The 13,309-nt window shown below is 41.2% G+C and carries 17 protein-coding genes; 16 read left to right on the top strand and 1 reads right to left on the bottom strand.

Features of this window, described 5'->3' with window-relative positions; translation table 11 throughout:
- Window position 1: 1 nt before the first annotated feature.
- The gene (fni, locus tag AAZR19_RS14015) at window positions 2-1,057 is read left to right on the top strand and encodes a type 2 isopentenyl-diphosphate Delta-isomerase (RefSeq protein ID WP_076841010.1); all 1,056 of its coding nucleotides are present in this window, start codon (window positions 2-4) and stop codon (window positions 1,055-1,057) included.
- A 17-nt stretch (window positions 1,058-1,074) separates the two neighbouring features.
- Here fni and AAZR19_RS14010 read toward each other — a convergent pair whose 3' ends face one another.
- Window positions 1,075-1,206 carry a YpzI family protein gene (locus AAZR19_RS14010; RefSeq protein WP_073206119.1) on the bottom strand — a complete coding sequence of 44 codons (132 nt, stop codon included), beginning with the start codon at window positions 1,204-1,206 and terminating at the stop codon, window positions 1,075-1,077.
- A 120-nt stretch (window positions 1,207-1,326) separates the two neighbouring features.
- Here AAZR19_RS14010 and AAZR19_RS14005 point away from each other — a divergent pair, with 120 nt between their 5' ends.
- The 15 genes from AAZR19_RS14005 to ndk all read left to right on the top strand — a co-directional run bounded on the left by AAZR19_RS14005 (window position 1,327) and on the right by ndk (window position 13,252).
- Window positions 1,327-1,929: a YphA family membrane protein gene (locus AAZR19_RS14005; RefSeq protein WP_422109582.1), complete on the top strand. Its 603-nt coding sequence runs from the start codon at window positions 1,327-1,329 to the stop codon at window positions 1,927-1,929.
- The gene (locus tag AAZR19_RS14000; protein ID WP_041109639.1) at window positions 1,926-2,810 is read left to right on the top strand and encodes a YIEGIA family protein; all 885 of its coding nucleotides are present in this window, start codon (window positions 1,926-1,928) and stop codon (window positions 2,808-2,810) included. The genes AAZR19_RS14005 and AAZR19_RS14000 overlap by 4 nt, the downstream gene beginning before the upstream one ends.
- A 6-nt stretch (window positions 2,811-2,816) precedes the next feature.
- Window positions 2,817-3,011 (top strand): capping complex subunit for YIEGIA, encoded by a 195-nt coding sequence (locus AAZR19_RS13995; protein ID WP_008344527.1) that lies wholly within the window; start codon window positions 2,817-2,819, stop codon window positions 3,009-3,011.
- Window positions 3,012-3,170: 159 nt separating this feature from the next.
- Window positions 3,171-4,481 carry a ribosome biogenesis GTPase Der gene (der, locus tag AAZR19_RS13990; protein ID WP_024422815.1) on the top strand — a complete coding sequence of 437 codons (1,311 nt, stop codon included), beginning with the start codon at window positions 3,171-3,173 and terminating at the stop codon, window positions 4,479-4,481.
- A gap of 14 nt (window positions 4,482-4,495) precedes the next feature.
- Window positions 4,496-5,533: an NAD(P)H-dependent glycerol-3-phosphate dehydrogenase gene (locus AAZR19_RS13985; protein WP_041109636.1), complete on the top strand. Its 1,038-nt coding sequence runs from the start codon at window positions 4,496-4,498 to the stop codon at window positions 5,531-5,533.
- A gap of 266 nt (window positions 5,534-5,799) precedes the next feature.
- Window positions 5,800-6,003, top strand: a complete 204-nt coding sequence (locus AAZR19_RS13980) for a DUF2768 domain-containing protein (RefSeq protein ID WP_024422813.1) — start codon at window positions 5,800-5,802, stop codon at window positions 6,001-6,003.
- Between the two features lie 18 nt (window positions 6,004-6,021).
- On the top strand, window positions 6,022-6,747 hold the full coding sequence (locus tag AAZR19_RS13975) for a hypothetical protein (RefSeq protein ID WP_041109634.1): 726 nt from the start codon (window positions 6,022-6,024) through the stop codon (window positions 6,745-6,747).
- A 205-nt stretch (window positions 6,748-6,952) separates the two neighbouring features.
- Window positions 6,953-8,431, top strand: coding sequence for a stage IV sporulation protein A (spoIVA, locus tag AAZR19_RS13970; protein WP_008344534.1), 1,479 nt, complete (start codon window positions 6,953-6,955; stop codon window positions 8,429-8,431).
- A gap of 374 nt (window positions 8,432-8,805) precedes the next feature.
- Window positions 8,806-9,084, top strand: coding sequence for a non-specific DNA-binding protein Hbs (gene hbs, locus AAZR19_RS13965; RefSeq protein ID WP_003215863.1), 279 nt, complete (start codon window positions 8,806-8,808; stop codon window positions 9,082-9,084).
- 190 nt (window positions 9,085-9,274) lie between these two features.
- Window positions 9,275-9,844 (top strand): GTP cyclohydrolase I FolE, encoded by a 570-nt coding sequence (folE, locus tag AAZR19_RS13960; protein WP_003215789.1) that lies wholly within the window; start codon window positions 9,275-9,277, stop codon window positions 9,842-9,844.
- Between the two features lie 24 nt (window positions 9,845-9,868).
- Window positions 9,869-10,099 carry a trp RNA-binding attenuation protein MtrB gene (mtrB, locus tag AAZR19_RS13955; protein WP_008344541.1) on the top strand — a complete coding sequence of 77 codons (231 nt, stop codon included), beginning with the start codon at window positions 9,869-9,871 and terminating at the stop codon, window positions 10,097-10,099.
- Between the two features lie 114 nt (window positions 10,100-10,213).
- Window positions 10,214-10,981, top strand: coding sequence for a heptaprenyl diphosphate synthase component 1 (locus tag AAZR19_RS13950; RefSeq protein ID WP_041109632.1), 768 nt, complete (start codon window positions 10,214-10,216; stop codon window positions 10,979-10,981).
- A 3-nt stretch (window positions 10,982-10,984) separates the two neighbouring features.
- On the top strand, window positions 10,985-11,689 hold the full coding sequence (locus tag AAZR19_RS13945; protein WP_024422810.1) for a demethylmenaquinone methyltransferase: 705 nt from the start codon (window positions 10,985-10,987) through the stop codon (window positions 11,687-11,689).
- 24 nt (window positions 11,690-11,713) lie between these two features.
- Entirely contained in the window at window positions 11,714-12,676 is a 963-nt protein-coding gene (gene hepT, locus AAZR19_RS13940; RefSeq protein WP_041109630.1) for a heptaprenyl diphosphate synthase component II, read from the top strand.
- A gap of 129 nt (window positions 12,677-12,805) precedes the next feature.
- Entirely contained in the window at window positions 12,806-13,252 is a 447-nt protein-coding gene (ndk, locus tag AAZR19_RS13935) for a nucleoside-diphosphate kinase (protein ID WP_024422808.1), read from the top strand.
- The last annotated feature ends 57 nt before the right edge of the window (window positions 13,253-13,309 follow it).

The following is a 13,309-nucleotide window of genomic DNA, read 5'->3' as shown; positions in this document are numbered from 1 at the left end:
ATTGACGCGAGCAGAAAGAAAGAAGCAGCATATTGAGCATGCGTTGTCCACTGGCCAGCATGCAGCAACAGGTTTAGATGATGTTTCCTTCGTTCACGCCAGTTTACCAGATCTTGCGACATCACAAATTGATACACATACGACAATTGGCGGACTGACTTTCGGTTCGCCAATTTTTATCAATGCAATGACTGGCGGAGGCGGAGAATCCACCTATGAGATCAACCGCTCTTTATCGATCGCAGCGAAGGAGACCAATATCCCAGTAGCAGTTGGATCACAAATGGCTGCACTGAAAGATAAAGAAGAAAGACGAACATATGAAGTCGTTCGTAAAGTCAATCCGGATGGAATTGTATTTGCGAATTTAGGCAGTGAAGCGACAATGAAGCAAGCTCAAGAAGCAGTCAACATGCTCGAGGCAAATATGCTCCAAATTCATCTGAATGTCATCCAAGAGATTGTCATGCCTGAAGGCGATCGAGATTTCAGGGGAGCGCTTGAGCGGATTGCAGCTATCGTTGAATCTGTTGGTGTGCCTGTTGTTGTAAAAGAAGTTGGATTTGGCATGAGCAAGGAGACGGCAGGAAAGTTATTCCAAGCTGGGGTTGCAGCCGTTGATGTAGGCGGATTTGGTGGAACGAACTTTTCAAAGATTGAAAATCTCCGCCGCCAAAAAGCACTTCGTTATTTTGATCAATGGGGAATTCCAACTGCAGCGAGTCTTGCTGAAGTACATACAGCCTTTCCGAATCAAACGATTTTAGCCTCCGGAGGTATTCAAGATGCTCTTGATGTAACCAAATCAATGGCTCTTGGCGCATCTGCTGCTGGTCTAGCTGGATTTTTCTTAAAATCATTGACCAGTGGAGGAGAAAGCGGCCTCATCGCAGATATCATGGAACTTCAAGAAGATATCAAGATGATGATGACAGTGCTTGGCGTGAAGACGATTGAAGAACTGAGACAGGCTCAAGTTGTGATCTCAGGGGAAACAAGTCATTGGCTCAAAGAAAGAGGCGTTGACACAACGTACTATAGTAAGAGAGGCATGTGATGATCACATGCCTTTTTTTATTGATTTCTTTTTCGAGCGCTTTCTGGACCTTCTAATGCTGTTGCACCTTTATGATGAATGGATTGATCGCGGTCAGATTCCACTCTTCTTGACGCCTTTAAACGCTTTTCCTGTCTATCTTTTCCCATCATGTATCCCTCCTCAGGTTATTAGGGTGTCACCTCTTGTTTATTTCATACAAAGCCGGTAACGATCCGCATGTTTAAAAATTGGAGATTTTCCCATAATGTAATTGAGGTGATGAGGCGTTGGAGGCTTTGTACTATTATTGGTCTATATGGTTCGTTTGGATTATGGTGACATTTATCATGGAAAAAAGTTTGTGGCGCAGCGTGCTGGGCATTTGTGTACTTGTCCATATTATATTCAGTCATGTCATGATATCCGTTTTAGATATAAGAATCAATGCGGGATTCTTGATGACTTTTTTATATGCATGTGCCGCTTTCGTCATATTCAGGCCCAGTTACCGAATGATGAGAATCATGCAATTGGGCTCGATGGTGAGCGCGTATGCCTTTTTTATGATATTTGCATTATATGACCCTGTTTGGTTCACGATAATAAAGGTGGATTGGGTCGTATTTGCCCTGCTGATCTTAATGTGTATGACATATGGACAGCCGTTAACGGAACGAATCACCCTATGGATGATGTCAGTATGTCTCGGCGAAGCCCTTTATGCGCTGACGATTCACCGCCTCACATCATCTATTGTCATAGGGGATCTCTCTTTTCTTTCCTTCGTTGTTCAAGGAGCGGTCTTCCTATTAGGTGTCGATCAGCTTGAAAAGCTCTTGAACGCCCGTTCATCAAGAAAATCAGTAAAAGGGGCTGCAAAATCAACATGACAGACTATACGTTTCCTGTGATTATTGGTGTCATCTTTGGGATGGCGGCCAGACTTTACATGTTAAGAACAGATTACCGGCAATATCCTACGTATATTCATGGACAAGTGATTCACATTGCGCTTGGTTTTATTGCATCAGGCTTAGGTGCGATCATTATGCCTGCACTGATTCAGGAGGAATTTACGGCGATTACCTTTCTCACTTTGGCAGCCACGCAATTTCGAGATGTCCGAAATATGGAAAGAAATACGTTAACCCAAATGGATTCGTATGAGCTTGTCTCACGAGGCAGTACATATATAGAAGGCATTGCCATTGCCTTTGAAAGTCGAAATTATATTGCGATTCTCACTGCACTCATTACAACGACAGCCTGTATTTTCTTCTCACTTGTTGTTGGAACAGTGGTCGGTATTCTTTGTTTTTTCATGGCAAAGCTTTTAATGTCAGGCAGTCAATTAAAGGATATCGTCAGCATTCAAAAAGGGGAGCTTCGCTTTGATGGGGCAGGGCTTTATGTGAATGATATATACATTATGAATATCGGGCTGCCCGAAAAGCAAAAACTCATTTTAGAACATGGGATGGGCTTTATTTTGACACCGAAAAATTTCAACTCTGCTACAACGATTGCCAATCTTGGACAGCGGCAAGCGATTTTATTTGATTTATCAAACGTGCTTGGCGTGTACCGCGATTCTGGTGAACCATCGCTCTGTCCGCTCGCAAAACGTGATCTGAATACCGGCACACTTGGTGTGTTCATTTTACCGCAATGGTACCGTGAAGATTTAGCTGTCCGTGTATTAGAAGAGGTGCCTATTTTAGAAAATGCCATAAGAATGCCGACAGATTTCATTAAAAAGAAAGTGAGGTAATAAGGCATGGCGAACACCATTGAACAATTTATATTGGCTGTGGCAACAACAAATAAAGAGCGGGTTATTGGCGGAACAGCGGTTTTTTTCTGTGAAAATAAAGAAGAGCTCGACATGTATGCCATGAATTTAGAGGCCATTTTAGACGGAATTGCACACGGCATTGGAGAAGATCTTTACTTGATTGTCAAACATTTTTAAGTTATTCATTGTGGTCTGATTAAAAATTGATATAATATATAAGTTGAACCCTTCATGTTTGAAGGGTTTATTTCATAAAACTGAATGAAAATTATAAATCCCGGTTGAAACATGATGATGAACATATTGAATCGCGGCTGGATTGAAAGGAAGGGTACTATGGGTAAACCTGTCGTAGCCATTGTTGGAAGGCCCAACGTTGGAAAATCTACAATTTTTAATCGAATCGCAGGCGAAAGAATATCGATTGTAGAAGACACACCTGGTGTAACAAGAGATCGAATCTATAGCTCTGCTGAATGGTTAAATTATGACTTTAATTTAATAGATACTGGTGGAATTGATATTGGAGATGAGCCATTCTTGGCGCAAATTCGCCATCAGGCAGAAATCGCAATGGACGAAGCAGATGTCATTATCTTTATGGTGAATGGCCGAGATGGCGTGACATCTGCGGATGAAGAAGTCGCAAAAATTTTATATCGCACGAAAAAGCCAGTTGTACTTGCTGTCAATAAACTGGACAACCCTGAAATGAGAAGCGACGTGTATGACTTTTATGCACTCGGATTTGGCGAGCCGTATCCGATTTCTGGAACACACGGATTAGGACTTGGTGATCTGCTTGATGCAGTGGCAGAACATTTTAAAAATTTACCGGATACGCAATATGATGAAGAAGTTGTCCAGTTCTGCTTAATTGGCCGTCCGAATGTAGGGAAATCTTCTTTAGTGAATGCGATGCTCGGAGAAGACCGCGTCATTGTCAGCAACATCGCTGGTACAACAAGAGATGCTGTCGATACGATGTTTACGTACAATCAGCGTGACTTTGTCATTGTTGATACAGCAGGTATGAGGAAAAAAGGGAAAGTATATGAAACAACAGAGAAATACAGTGTGCTTCGTGCATTAAAAGCCATTGACCGATCTGATGTTGTCGCTGTTGTACTTGACGGCGAGGAAGGCATTATTGAGCAGGATAAACGAATTGCTGGCTATGCACACGAAGCTGGTAAAGCTGTTGTCATCATTGTGAACAAATGGGATGCTGTTGAAAAAGATGAGCGCACGATGAAGGAATTTGAGCAAAACATCCGCGAGCATTTTCAATTCCTTGATTATGCACCTGTCTTGTTTATGTCTGCTCTTACGAAAAAGAGAATTCATACATTAATGCCGTCCATTATCACAGCAAGCGAAAACCATGCAATGCGCGTTCAAACCAATATTTTAAATGATATCATCATGGATGCGGTGGCGATGAATCCAACGCCGACCCATAACGGACAGCGCCTAAAGATTTACTATGCAACACAGGTGGCCATTAAGCCTCCTTCCTTCGTTGTGTTTGTCAACGATCCAGAGCTTATGCACTTTTCTTATGAGCGTTTCCTAGAAAACCGCATTCGAGATGCATTTGGTTTTGAAGGAACACCGATTAAAATATTTGCGAGAGCGAGAAAATAAAAAGGGTGAGCAGGATGAAGAAAATTTCAGTACTTGGAGCAGGCAGCTGGGGAACAGCTCTTGCGCTTGTATTAGCTGATAATCATCATGATGTACACATGTGGGGACATAGACAAGAGCTCATTGATCAAATCAATGAGAAACATGAAAATCATGATTACTTGCCAAATGTCGAACTGCCAGCGTCTATTCAGGCGACAACCGATATGAAGCAGGTTTTAGAGGGGACAGAGGCGGTTATTGTCGCTGTGCCAACAAAGGCCATTCGTGAGGTATTGAAGCAGGCAAATGAGTTGATCTCATCGAAGGTGCCATTTGTCCATGTCAGTAAGGGAATTGAACCAGATACACTTCTTAGAATTTCTCAAATGATTGAACAAGAAGTCCCTTCTGAGAAAAGAGAGGCTGTCGTTGTCCTATCAGGGCCGAGTCATGCAGAAGAAGTAGGTCTGCGTCATCCGACAACTGTCACTGTCTCGTCAGAAAATATTGAAGCAGCTCAATTTGTTCAAGATTTGTTCATGAACAATCATTTTAGGGTGTACACCAACCCTGATGTGATTGGGGTGGAAATTGGCGGCGCATTGAAAAATATCATTGCTCTAGCGGCTGGGATCACAGACGGACTTGGATATGGAGACAATGCAAAAGCGGCGCTTATCACTAGAGGACTCGCTGAAATCGCACGTCTTGGCACAAAAATGGGAGGGAATCCCCTTACATTTGCCGGATTAACAGGCGTTGGCGATTTGATTGTGACATGTACAAGTGTTCATTCGCGTAACTGGCGCTGCGGGAATTTACTCGGTAAAGGATATAAGCTCGAAGAAGTGCTTGAAAAAATGGGCATGGTTGTAGAAGGCGTCCGCACAACAAAAGGCGCTTATCAGCTCTCCAAAGAATACAAGGTCAGCATGCCGATTACAGAGGCTCTTTACGGCGTCCTGTTTGAAGGGAAAAAGGTGGACGATGCTGTAGAATCATTGATGGCACGTGTGAAAACACATGAGATGGAAGACCTTGTGAACATGTTTGAAAACCAAACAAAATAAAAGGAAAGACTGAACTTAGGCATGTAGAGGATGCAAGAAGGGGAAGACTTGCATAACATAGCAATGAAGTTTGAATAGAGCTTTGCCTCTACAGAATGAGGAAAATAGTCGATCCAATGACTGAAGCAGAGTCCCCCTCTTTGCTTCAGTTTTTTTATGCGCTTTTTTCTGAATGATTGGAAAAATGATTGATATTTACCTTATTTTTGGTTTAAAATGAAATATAAACGCTTACAATTCGTTCGTTTTGAAGGGGGACAGGCACGATGAGTTTTGCTTTAATCAAGATGTGGTTTGCGCTTGGTTCAATGGGGCTCATGTTTTTAGCCGTAGTAACCATTTATCTCAGCAGGTTTAAGCTGAAAAGCAAATTTCTTAAAATAACGGCCTCGACCGTTGCATACAGCTTGATGCTGATATCAGGTATCATTGTGTTTTTAGTTGTCTTTAGCGGACCGGTCAATGAATAAAGAAAAAGGAAGAATATGATGATCAAAGCAAAAGTCAGTGTCACACTGTTAGCATTTATTTTATTAACAGGATGTCTGTATCCAGAAAATCGCAAAGCTGAGAACCGGGTGCCATACGAAGAGCAGCTGCAAAGTGTACAGACAGCGATTGAGGAATTTCAAAAAGCAACAAATGGTCTTTTGCCTATAGAAACGAAAGAAGCAGACACGCCGGTTTATCAGAAATATGTCATCGACTTTAAGCGCTTGTCACCAAGATATTTACACGATGTACCGTCTACATCTTATGAAGGCGGGGGCGAATATATTTATGTCCTCACAGACGTCGAAAAGAAACCCACTGTGAAACTGCTTGATGTCAAAATGACACAGACCATCAATGAATTACGGCTTAGAATCAAGATGTATCAAGATGAACATACATATCCGCCATACGGCAAAGTCGTATCAGCCAATTTATATACGTTAAATGAAAAAAAACTAGGATTAAAATCGTCGCCTGCGGTGATAAGTCCTGTGACAGGGAATTCCCTCCCACTACTGATTTCATCAAACGGTGACATCTATGTGGACTACCGCAGTGATTTTGCTCACATTTTGAAGAATACGAAGCAAAAGCTGAAACCAGGTGAAAACATTCAAGATGTATATTGGCAGGAAACCCCGTTTGTACCCGCGTTTTCTGTCCCATATACCATCAACAAAAAAGGTGAGCCTGCCTTTTTAGAAAAAAAGACGTCATAAACAAGAATGAACCTTTTTCCTCTGCATATAAATGAGGAGAAAGGTTTTTTTTATGGCTAAACTTACTCTCAAAACAAAAAGGTGTCATATTCAAATAGGACAACGTCATACACATATATTGTCCAGACACCTTTCAAGCACAGTTTGATTGAAGAATAGAGTATTTCATTTGAAAACGAGGATAGCAAGTCCGGGAGGGGATCACTTGGAAAAAGTCGATATTTTCAAGGATATCGCTGAACGAACAGGAGGCGATATATATTTAGGAGTCGTTGGCGCTGTTCGTACAGGGAAATCTACGTTTATTAAAAAGTTTATGGAGCTCGTGGTGCTCCCGAATATCAATAATGAGGCAGATCGTGCAAGGGCACAGGATGAATTGCCGCAAAGCGCAGCAGGAAAAACCATTATGACCACAGAGCCTAAATTTGTACCGAATCAAGCAGCATCAATTCACGTGAGTGACGGTCTTGATGTCAACATCAGGCTTGTCGATTGTGTGGGATACACTGTCCCTGGTGCGCGCGGGTATGAAGATGAAAATGGCCCAAGAATGATCAATACGCCGTGGTATGAAGAGCCAATCCCGTTTCATGAAGCAGCGGAAATTGGTACACGCAAGGTCATTCAAGAGCATTCAACAATAGGTGTAGTGATTACAACAGATGGTTCCATTGGAGAAATTCCAAGACATGATTATATTGAATCTGAAGAACGTGTGATTGATGAACTCAAAGAGGTTGGAAAGCCATTTATTATGGTCATTAACTCTGTGAGGCCATATCATCCTGAAACAGAAGCGCTCCGGCAGGAACTTAGCCAAAAGTATGATATTCCAGTACTCGCCATGAGCGTAGAAAGTATGAGAGAGCAAGACGTACTCAGCGTTCTTCGTGAAGCATTATATGAATTCCCAGTCCTAGAGGTGAATGTGAACCTGCCAAGCTGGGTGATGGTGCTAAAAGAAGATCACTGGCTGAGAGAGAGCTATCAGGATTCAGTAAAGGAAACTGTAAAGGATATTAAAAGATTAAGAGATGTCGACCGTGTCGTTGGTCAATTCAGTGAATTTGATTTTATCGAAAGAGCGGGTTTAGCAGGAATTGAAATGGGTCAGGGGATTGCGGAGATTGACCTGTATGCGCCAGATGATCTATATGATCATATTTTAAAAGAAGTGGTTGGTGTAGAAATTAGAGGAAAAGACCATCTTCTAGAGCTGATGCAAGATTTTGCTCATGCTAAGACAGAATATGATCAAGTATCAGACGCATTAAAAATGGTGAAGCAGACTGGTTACGGGATTGCAGCGCCAGCGTTGTCCGATATGAGTTTAGATGAGCCAGAAATCATTAGGCAGGGATCAAGGTTCGGCGTGAGATTAAAAGCGGTCGCTCCATCTATTCATATGATCAAAGTAGATGTAGAGAGCGAATTTGCACCGATTATCGGAACAGAAAAACAAAGTGAAGAGCTCGTCCGCTACTTAATGCAAGACTTTGAAGATGATCCGCTTTCGATCTGGAATTCAGATATATTTGGCCGCTCCCTCAGCTCCCTTGTCAGAGAAGGCATTCAAGCGAAGCTGTCTCTCATGCCGGAAAACGCAAGATATAAGCTGAAGGAAACGCTTGAAAGAATCATTAACGAAGGATCAGGCGGTTTGATCGCGATTATTTTATAGCAAGTGAGACCTCTCATTGATGGGGTCTTTTTTTTGCGTGTAGAATGAGTCATAAAAAGACAATTGTATAAAGATTAGTCAGATTCAGGCTGAAATTAGGAATATTCGTTCGCAAAAGTGCCCTTAATCCTTGACGAATAAGGATTCTTCCCTTTAAAATGCTTGATATGGTATTTCATATGTGTTAATCTACTTACAGAAAATCTTCACTTTGTTGGACAAACATTCCTTCAAAGAGACGTTTTCTAATGAAAAGCCATGTATAACGCTTTCTAGACGCTCTTTTTTTCTGAAAAAGGGTATAGAAAGAAGACGAATTGTGAAGAAATGATAACAATCTACTGAATGCATATTTTTGGGAGGAGGTGAAAGGCATGAACAAGACAGAACTTATTAACGCGGTTGCTGAAGCAAGCGAGTTATCTAAAAAAGACGCGACAAAAGCAGTTGATTCTGTTTTTGATACAATTTTAGATGCACTTAAAAATGGTGACAAAATCCAACTTATTGGTTTTGGTAACTTTGAAGTACGTGAGCGTTCAGCTCGTAAAGGACGTAACCCACAAACTGGTGCAGAGATCGAAATCCCTGCAAGCAAAGTACCTGCTTTCAAACCAGGTAAAGCACTTAAAGACGCGGTGGCAGGTAAATAATCGTTATGTGTAATGATCCTGTTGAAGGAGTTATACATATACAGTTTCACACTGGTCTAGAAAAGCCCCTTTCATAAGGGGCTTTTCCTTTTGAATCAAAAGGTTCGTTTAGAACGCTCTCCTTTGCTTTTAGGATCTGAAGTGTGCTAGAATCTGAATGAAATGTAATCGCCTTTGGAGGATATAATACATGAGTGAAATAAATAAAGAATTAATCGAACACGCAGTACGCGATATATTAAAAGCAATCGGAGAAGATCCGGATCGTGAAGGACTTCTTGATACCCCAAAACGAGTCGCAAAAATGTATGAAGAAGTGTTCTCGGGATTAAATGAAGATCCAAAAGAACATTTTAAAACCATTTTTGGCGAAGACCACGAAGAACTCGTCCTTGTAAAAGATATTGCTTTCCATTCAATGTGTGAACACCACCTTGTGCCTTTCTACGGGAAAGCCCATGTCGCTTATATTCCGCGCGGAGGAAAAGTAACGGGACTTAGTAAGCTGGCAAGAGCTGTAGAAGCCGTGGCTAAACGCCCGCAGCTTCAGGAACGCATTACATCAACCATTGCAGATAGTATGGTGGAAACACTTAATCCGCATGGCGTGATGATTGTCGTTGAAGCAGAGCATATGTGTATGACTATGCGCGGAGTGAAAAAGCCAGGCGCTAAAACAGTGACCTCAGCAGTCCGCGGCACATTTGCAAATGATGCAGCCGCAAGAGCAGAAGTGCTTTCCTTTATTAAAAACGACTAATTCAATAGATGGAAGGTGAACAAAATGAGTGAAAATAAAGCATCTGATTTTGTGGTGATTAAAGCCATTGATAATGGTGTAAACGTCATCGGCCTGACAAGAGGCTCTGATACAAGATTTCACCATTCCGAGAAACTCGATAAAGGTGAAGTGATCATTGCACAATTTACTGAGCATACGTCAGCGATCAAAGTAAGAGGCGATGCTGTCATTCAAACAAGCTTCGGCGAAATTCAAAGCGAAGCAAAGAAATAAAGAACTTGTAGCACTTGATAGCATAAAAGTGAGAGCTGATATGGTATAATAAATCTCTATACAATGTGCAGGTCTACATATGAAACTGTAATTTTTGGGACAAGGGTGATATCTTTGCAAGACATCTACGGAATTTTATCTAATCTAAATATAAAATTAAATAAAAAGCTTTCTCATCCTTATTTGGCGAAGCATTTACGCGCACCACTCATCGATGAAGATAAGCTCCTTCTTTTTCATGCAATGTTTGAAGAAGCTCAAATTGATGCAGAGAAAAAAGAAAATTATATTTTAACGGCGATGCTTGTGCAAATTGCCCTTGATACCCATGACGAAGTCACAACTGCTGCAGCCATCAAGCAAGACGAATTCAAAAATCGTCAGCTGACCATCCTGGCAGGAGACTATTTCAGCGGTCTCTATTATTCTCTTCTCTCTGACATGAAAGACATTTATATGATCCGCACGCTCGCTACGGCGATCAAAGAGATCAATGAACATAAAATTAGACTGTATGACCGGTCCATTCAAGATGCAGCGCACTTTTACAAAAGTGTAGCTACAGTTGAATCTGCGCTTTTCCAAAGGATTTCTGAGCACTTTCAATTAACGCATTGGAATGAGATTGCAAGTCGTTTTCTTGTTTATAAACGCTTCATGAAACAAGCAGAAAATGACAAACATTTAAAACTTTTTTTGAACGATCGTTATACGGACGCCTATTCATGTTTTGACAATTTTGAGAATGAAGGCTATGAAAAGGCCAAACGACCGATCAAGGAGCATCTTGTGTCATTTCCGGTCGTTCAAAAAGAGCTATTAAATCGCTTGGATCATATGAAAAATGAGCCTGCGTACCATCAGAAAGTGGAAGAAGGGTAAGTCATGCAGCAATCAAAAGAACAGCGAGTACACGGTGTATTTGAAAAAATTTATAAAAACTATGATCAAATGAACTCTGTCATCAGCTTTAAACAGCATAAAAAATGGCGCGATAAAACAATGAAACTTATGAATGTGCAAAAAGGGTCTAAAGCATTAGATGTATGCTGCGGGACAGCCGATTGGACAATTGCGCTTGCAGATGCTGTTGGGGAAAAAGGCGAGGTCAAAGGCCTTGATTTTAGTAAAAACATGCTGAGTGTTGGAGAAACGAAGGTGAAGACTGGGGGCTACAAACAAATTGAATTGCTTCATGGCAATGCGATGGAGCTCCCTTTTGAGGATAACTCATTTGATTATGTCACCATTGGTTTTGGACTTAGAAACGTTCCTGATTATTTAACGGTGTTAAAGGAAATGACAAGAGTAGTGAAGCCTGGCGGAATGGTCGTCTGTCTTGAGACTTCACAGCCTGAGATGATCGGTTTTAAACAGGGCTACTACATCTATTTCAAATACATTATGCCGCTCTTTGGTAAACTGTTTGCCAAAAGTTATCAGGAGTATTCATGGCTTCAAGAATCAGCCAAAACGTTCCCTGGTATGAAAGAGCTGGCGGCTCTATTCGAAGAGGCCGGGTTGTCTGATGTCTCGTATCATCCATTTACAGGCGGTGTAGCAGCAACACATATCGGAAAGAAGCTTTGAATAAACGATATTTGGGTGAAGATAATGAAACTAAAAGCAATGATCTCTTTTTTAAATCATGATATCGATATAATTGAAAAAGAGCTTGAACAAACAGTTCGCTCTGATTATGCATTATTAAGTGAAGCAGGTCTTCATTTGCTGCAAGCGGGCGGAAAACGAATCCGCCCCGTTTTTGTTCTCCTTTCAGGCATGTTTGGTGACTATGACATTAATAAAATTAAATATGTTGCCGTTGCCCTCGAGCTGATTCATATGGCATCACTTGTTCACGATGATGTTATTGATGATGCAGAGCTGAGAAGAGGCAAACCAACGATAAAGGCAAAATGGGATAACAGAATTGCCATGTACACAGGGGATTATATGTTTGCGAGATCACTTGAATACATGACAAAAATCAATCACCCAATGGCACATGAAATTTTGTCAAAAATGGTCGTCGAGCTTTGTCTTGGTGAGATAGAGCAAGTGAAAGATAAATATAATATGGAACAAAACCTCCGTACATATTTAAGAAGAATCAAACGAAAAACAGCCTTGCTCATTGCAGGCAGCTGTCAATTAGGCGCCATTGCAGCAGGTACAGATGAAAAAACACATAAAGCCCTCTATTGGTTTGGATACTATGTCGGCATGTCTTATCAAATCATTGATGATGTCCTTGATTTCACATCAACTGAAGAAGAGCTGGGCAAGCCTGTCGGAGGAGACCTTTTACAAGGGAATGTCACACTCCCAGTCTTATATGCACTGAAAAATCCGACACTAGAAGGTCAATTGAAGCTGATCAATAGTGAAACGACGGAGAAGCAGCTGAAGCCTGTCATTGAAAGCCTCAAACAAACAGATGCGATCGACCGCTCGATGCGAGTGAGTGAAATGTATTTGAAAAAAGCTTTTGAACAGCTCGACAAACTTCCTCGAGGACGTGCGAGAACGTCACTCGCCTCCATTGCAAAATATATTGGGAAACGAAAATTCTAATCAACGTGATGTTGATTGGTTTTTTTGTGAAATTTTTTGTCAAAAATTGATTATTATAAAAAAAAATGATACGATCACTTTGTAACAATGTAAGCCTATACATACATAACGACGGGGTGGAAAACGTATATGGACAAAACATTTCTTATGGTCAAACCTGATGGTGTGGAAAGACAATTAATCGGTGACATTGTGTCAAGATTCGAAAAAAAGGGGCTTCAGCTTGTTGGTGCAAAACTAATGAGTATTCCAAAGGAAGTAGCAGAAACCCATTACGGAGAGCATAAAGAAAAACCGTTTTTCGGGGAATTGGTTGACTTTATTACGTCAGGACCTGTATTTGCAATGGTATGGCAAGGTGAACAGGTAGTAGACGTGACAAGACAGATTATCGGCAAAACAAATCCAAAGGAAGCGCTTCCAGGCACAATAAGAGGAGACTATGGATTGACTGTTGGGAAAAACATTATCCATGGGTCAGACTCACCAGAAAGTGCTGAAAGAGAAATTAACTTATTCTTCAAACAAGAAGAACTCACAAGCTGGGATCAAACCATCTCAAGCTGGATTTATTAAGATTCAAGCCAAGGTGTTCATCTAATGAGCACTTTGGCTTTTTTTATATTGAACTTT

It is taken from the genome of Bacillus sp. Je.9.29.b, assembly GCF_051129925.1.
In the GTDB taxonomy this organism is placed as follows: domain Bacteria; phylum Bacillota; class Bacilli; order Bacillales; family Bacillaceae; genus Bacillus; species Bacillus safensis.
Note: the sequence above shows the minus strand (reverse complement) of the source record. Positions and strands in the feature narration are given on the sequence as shown.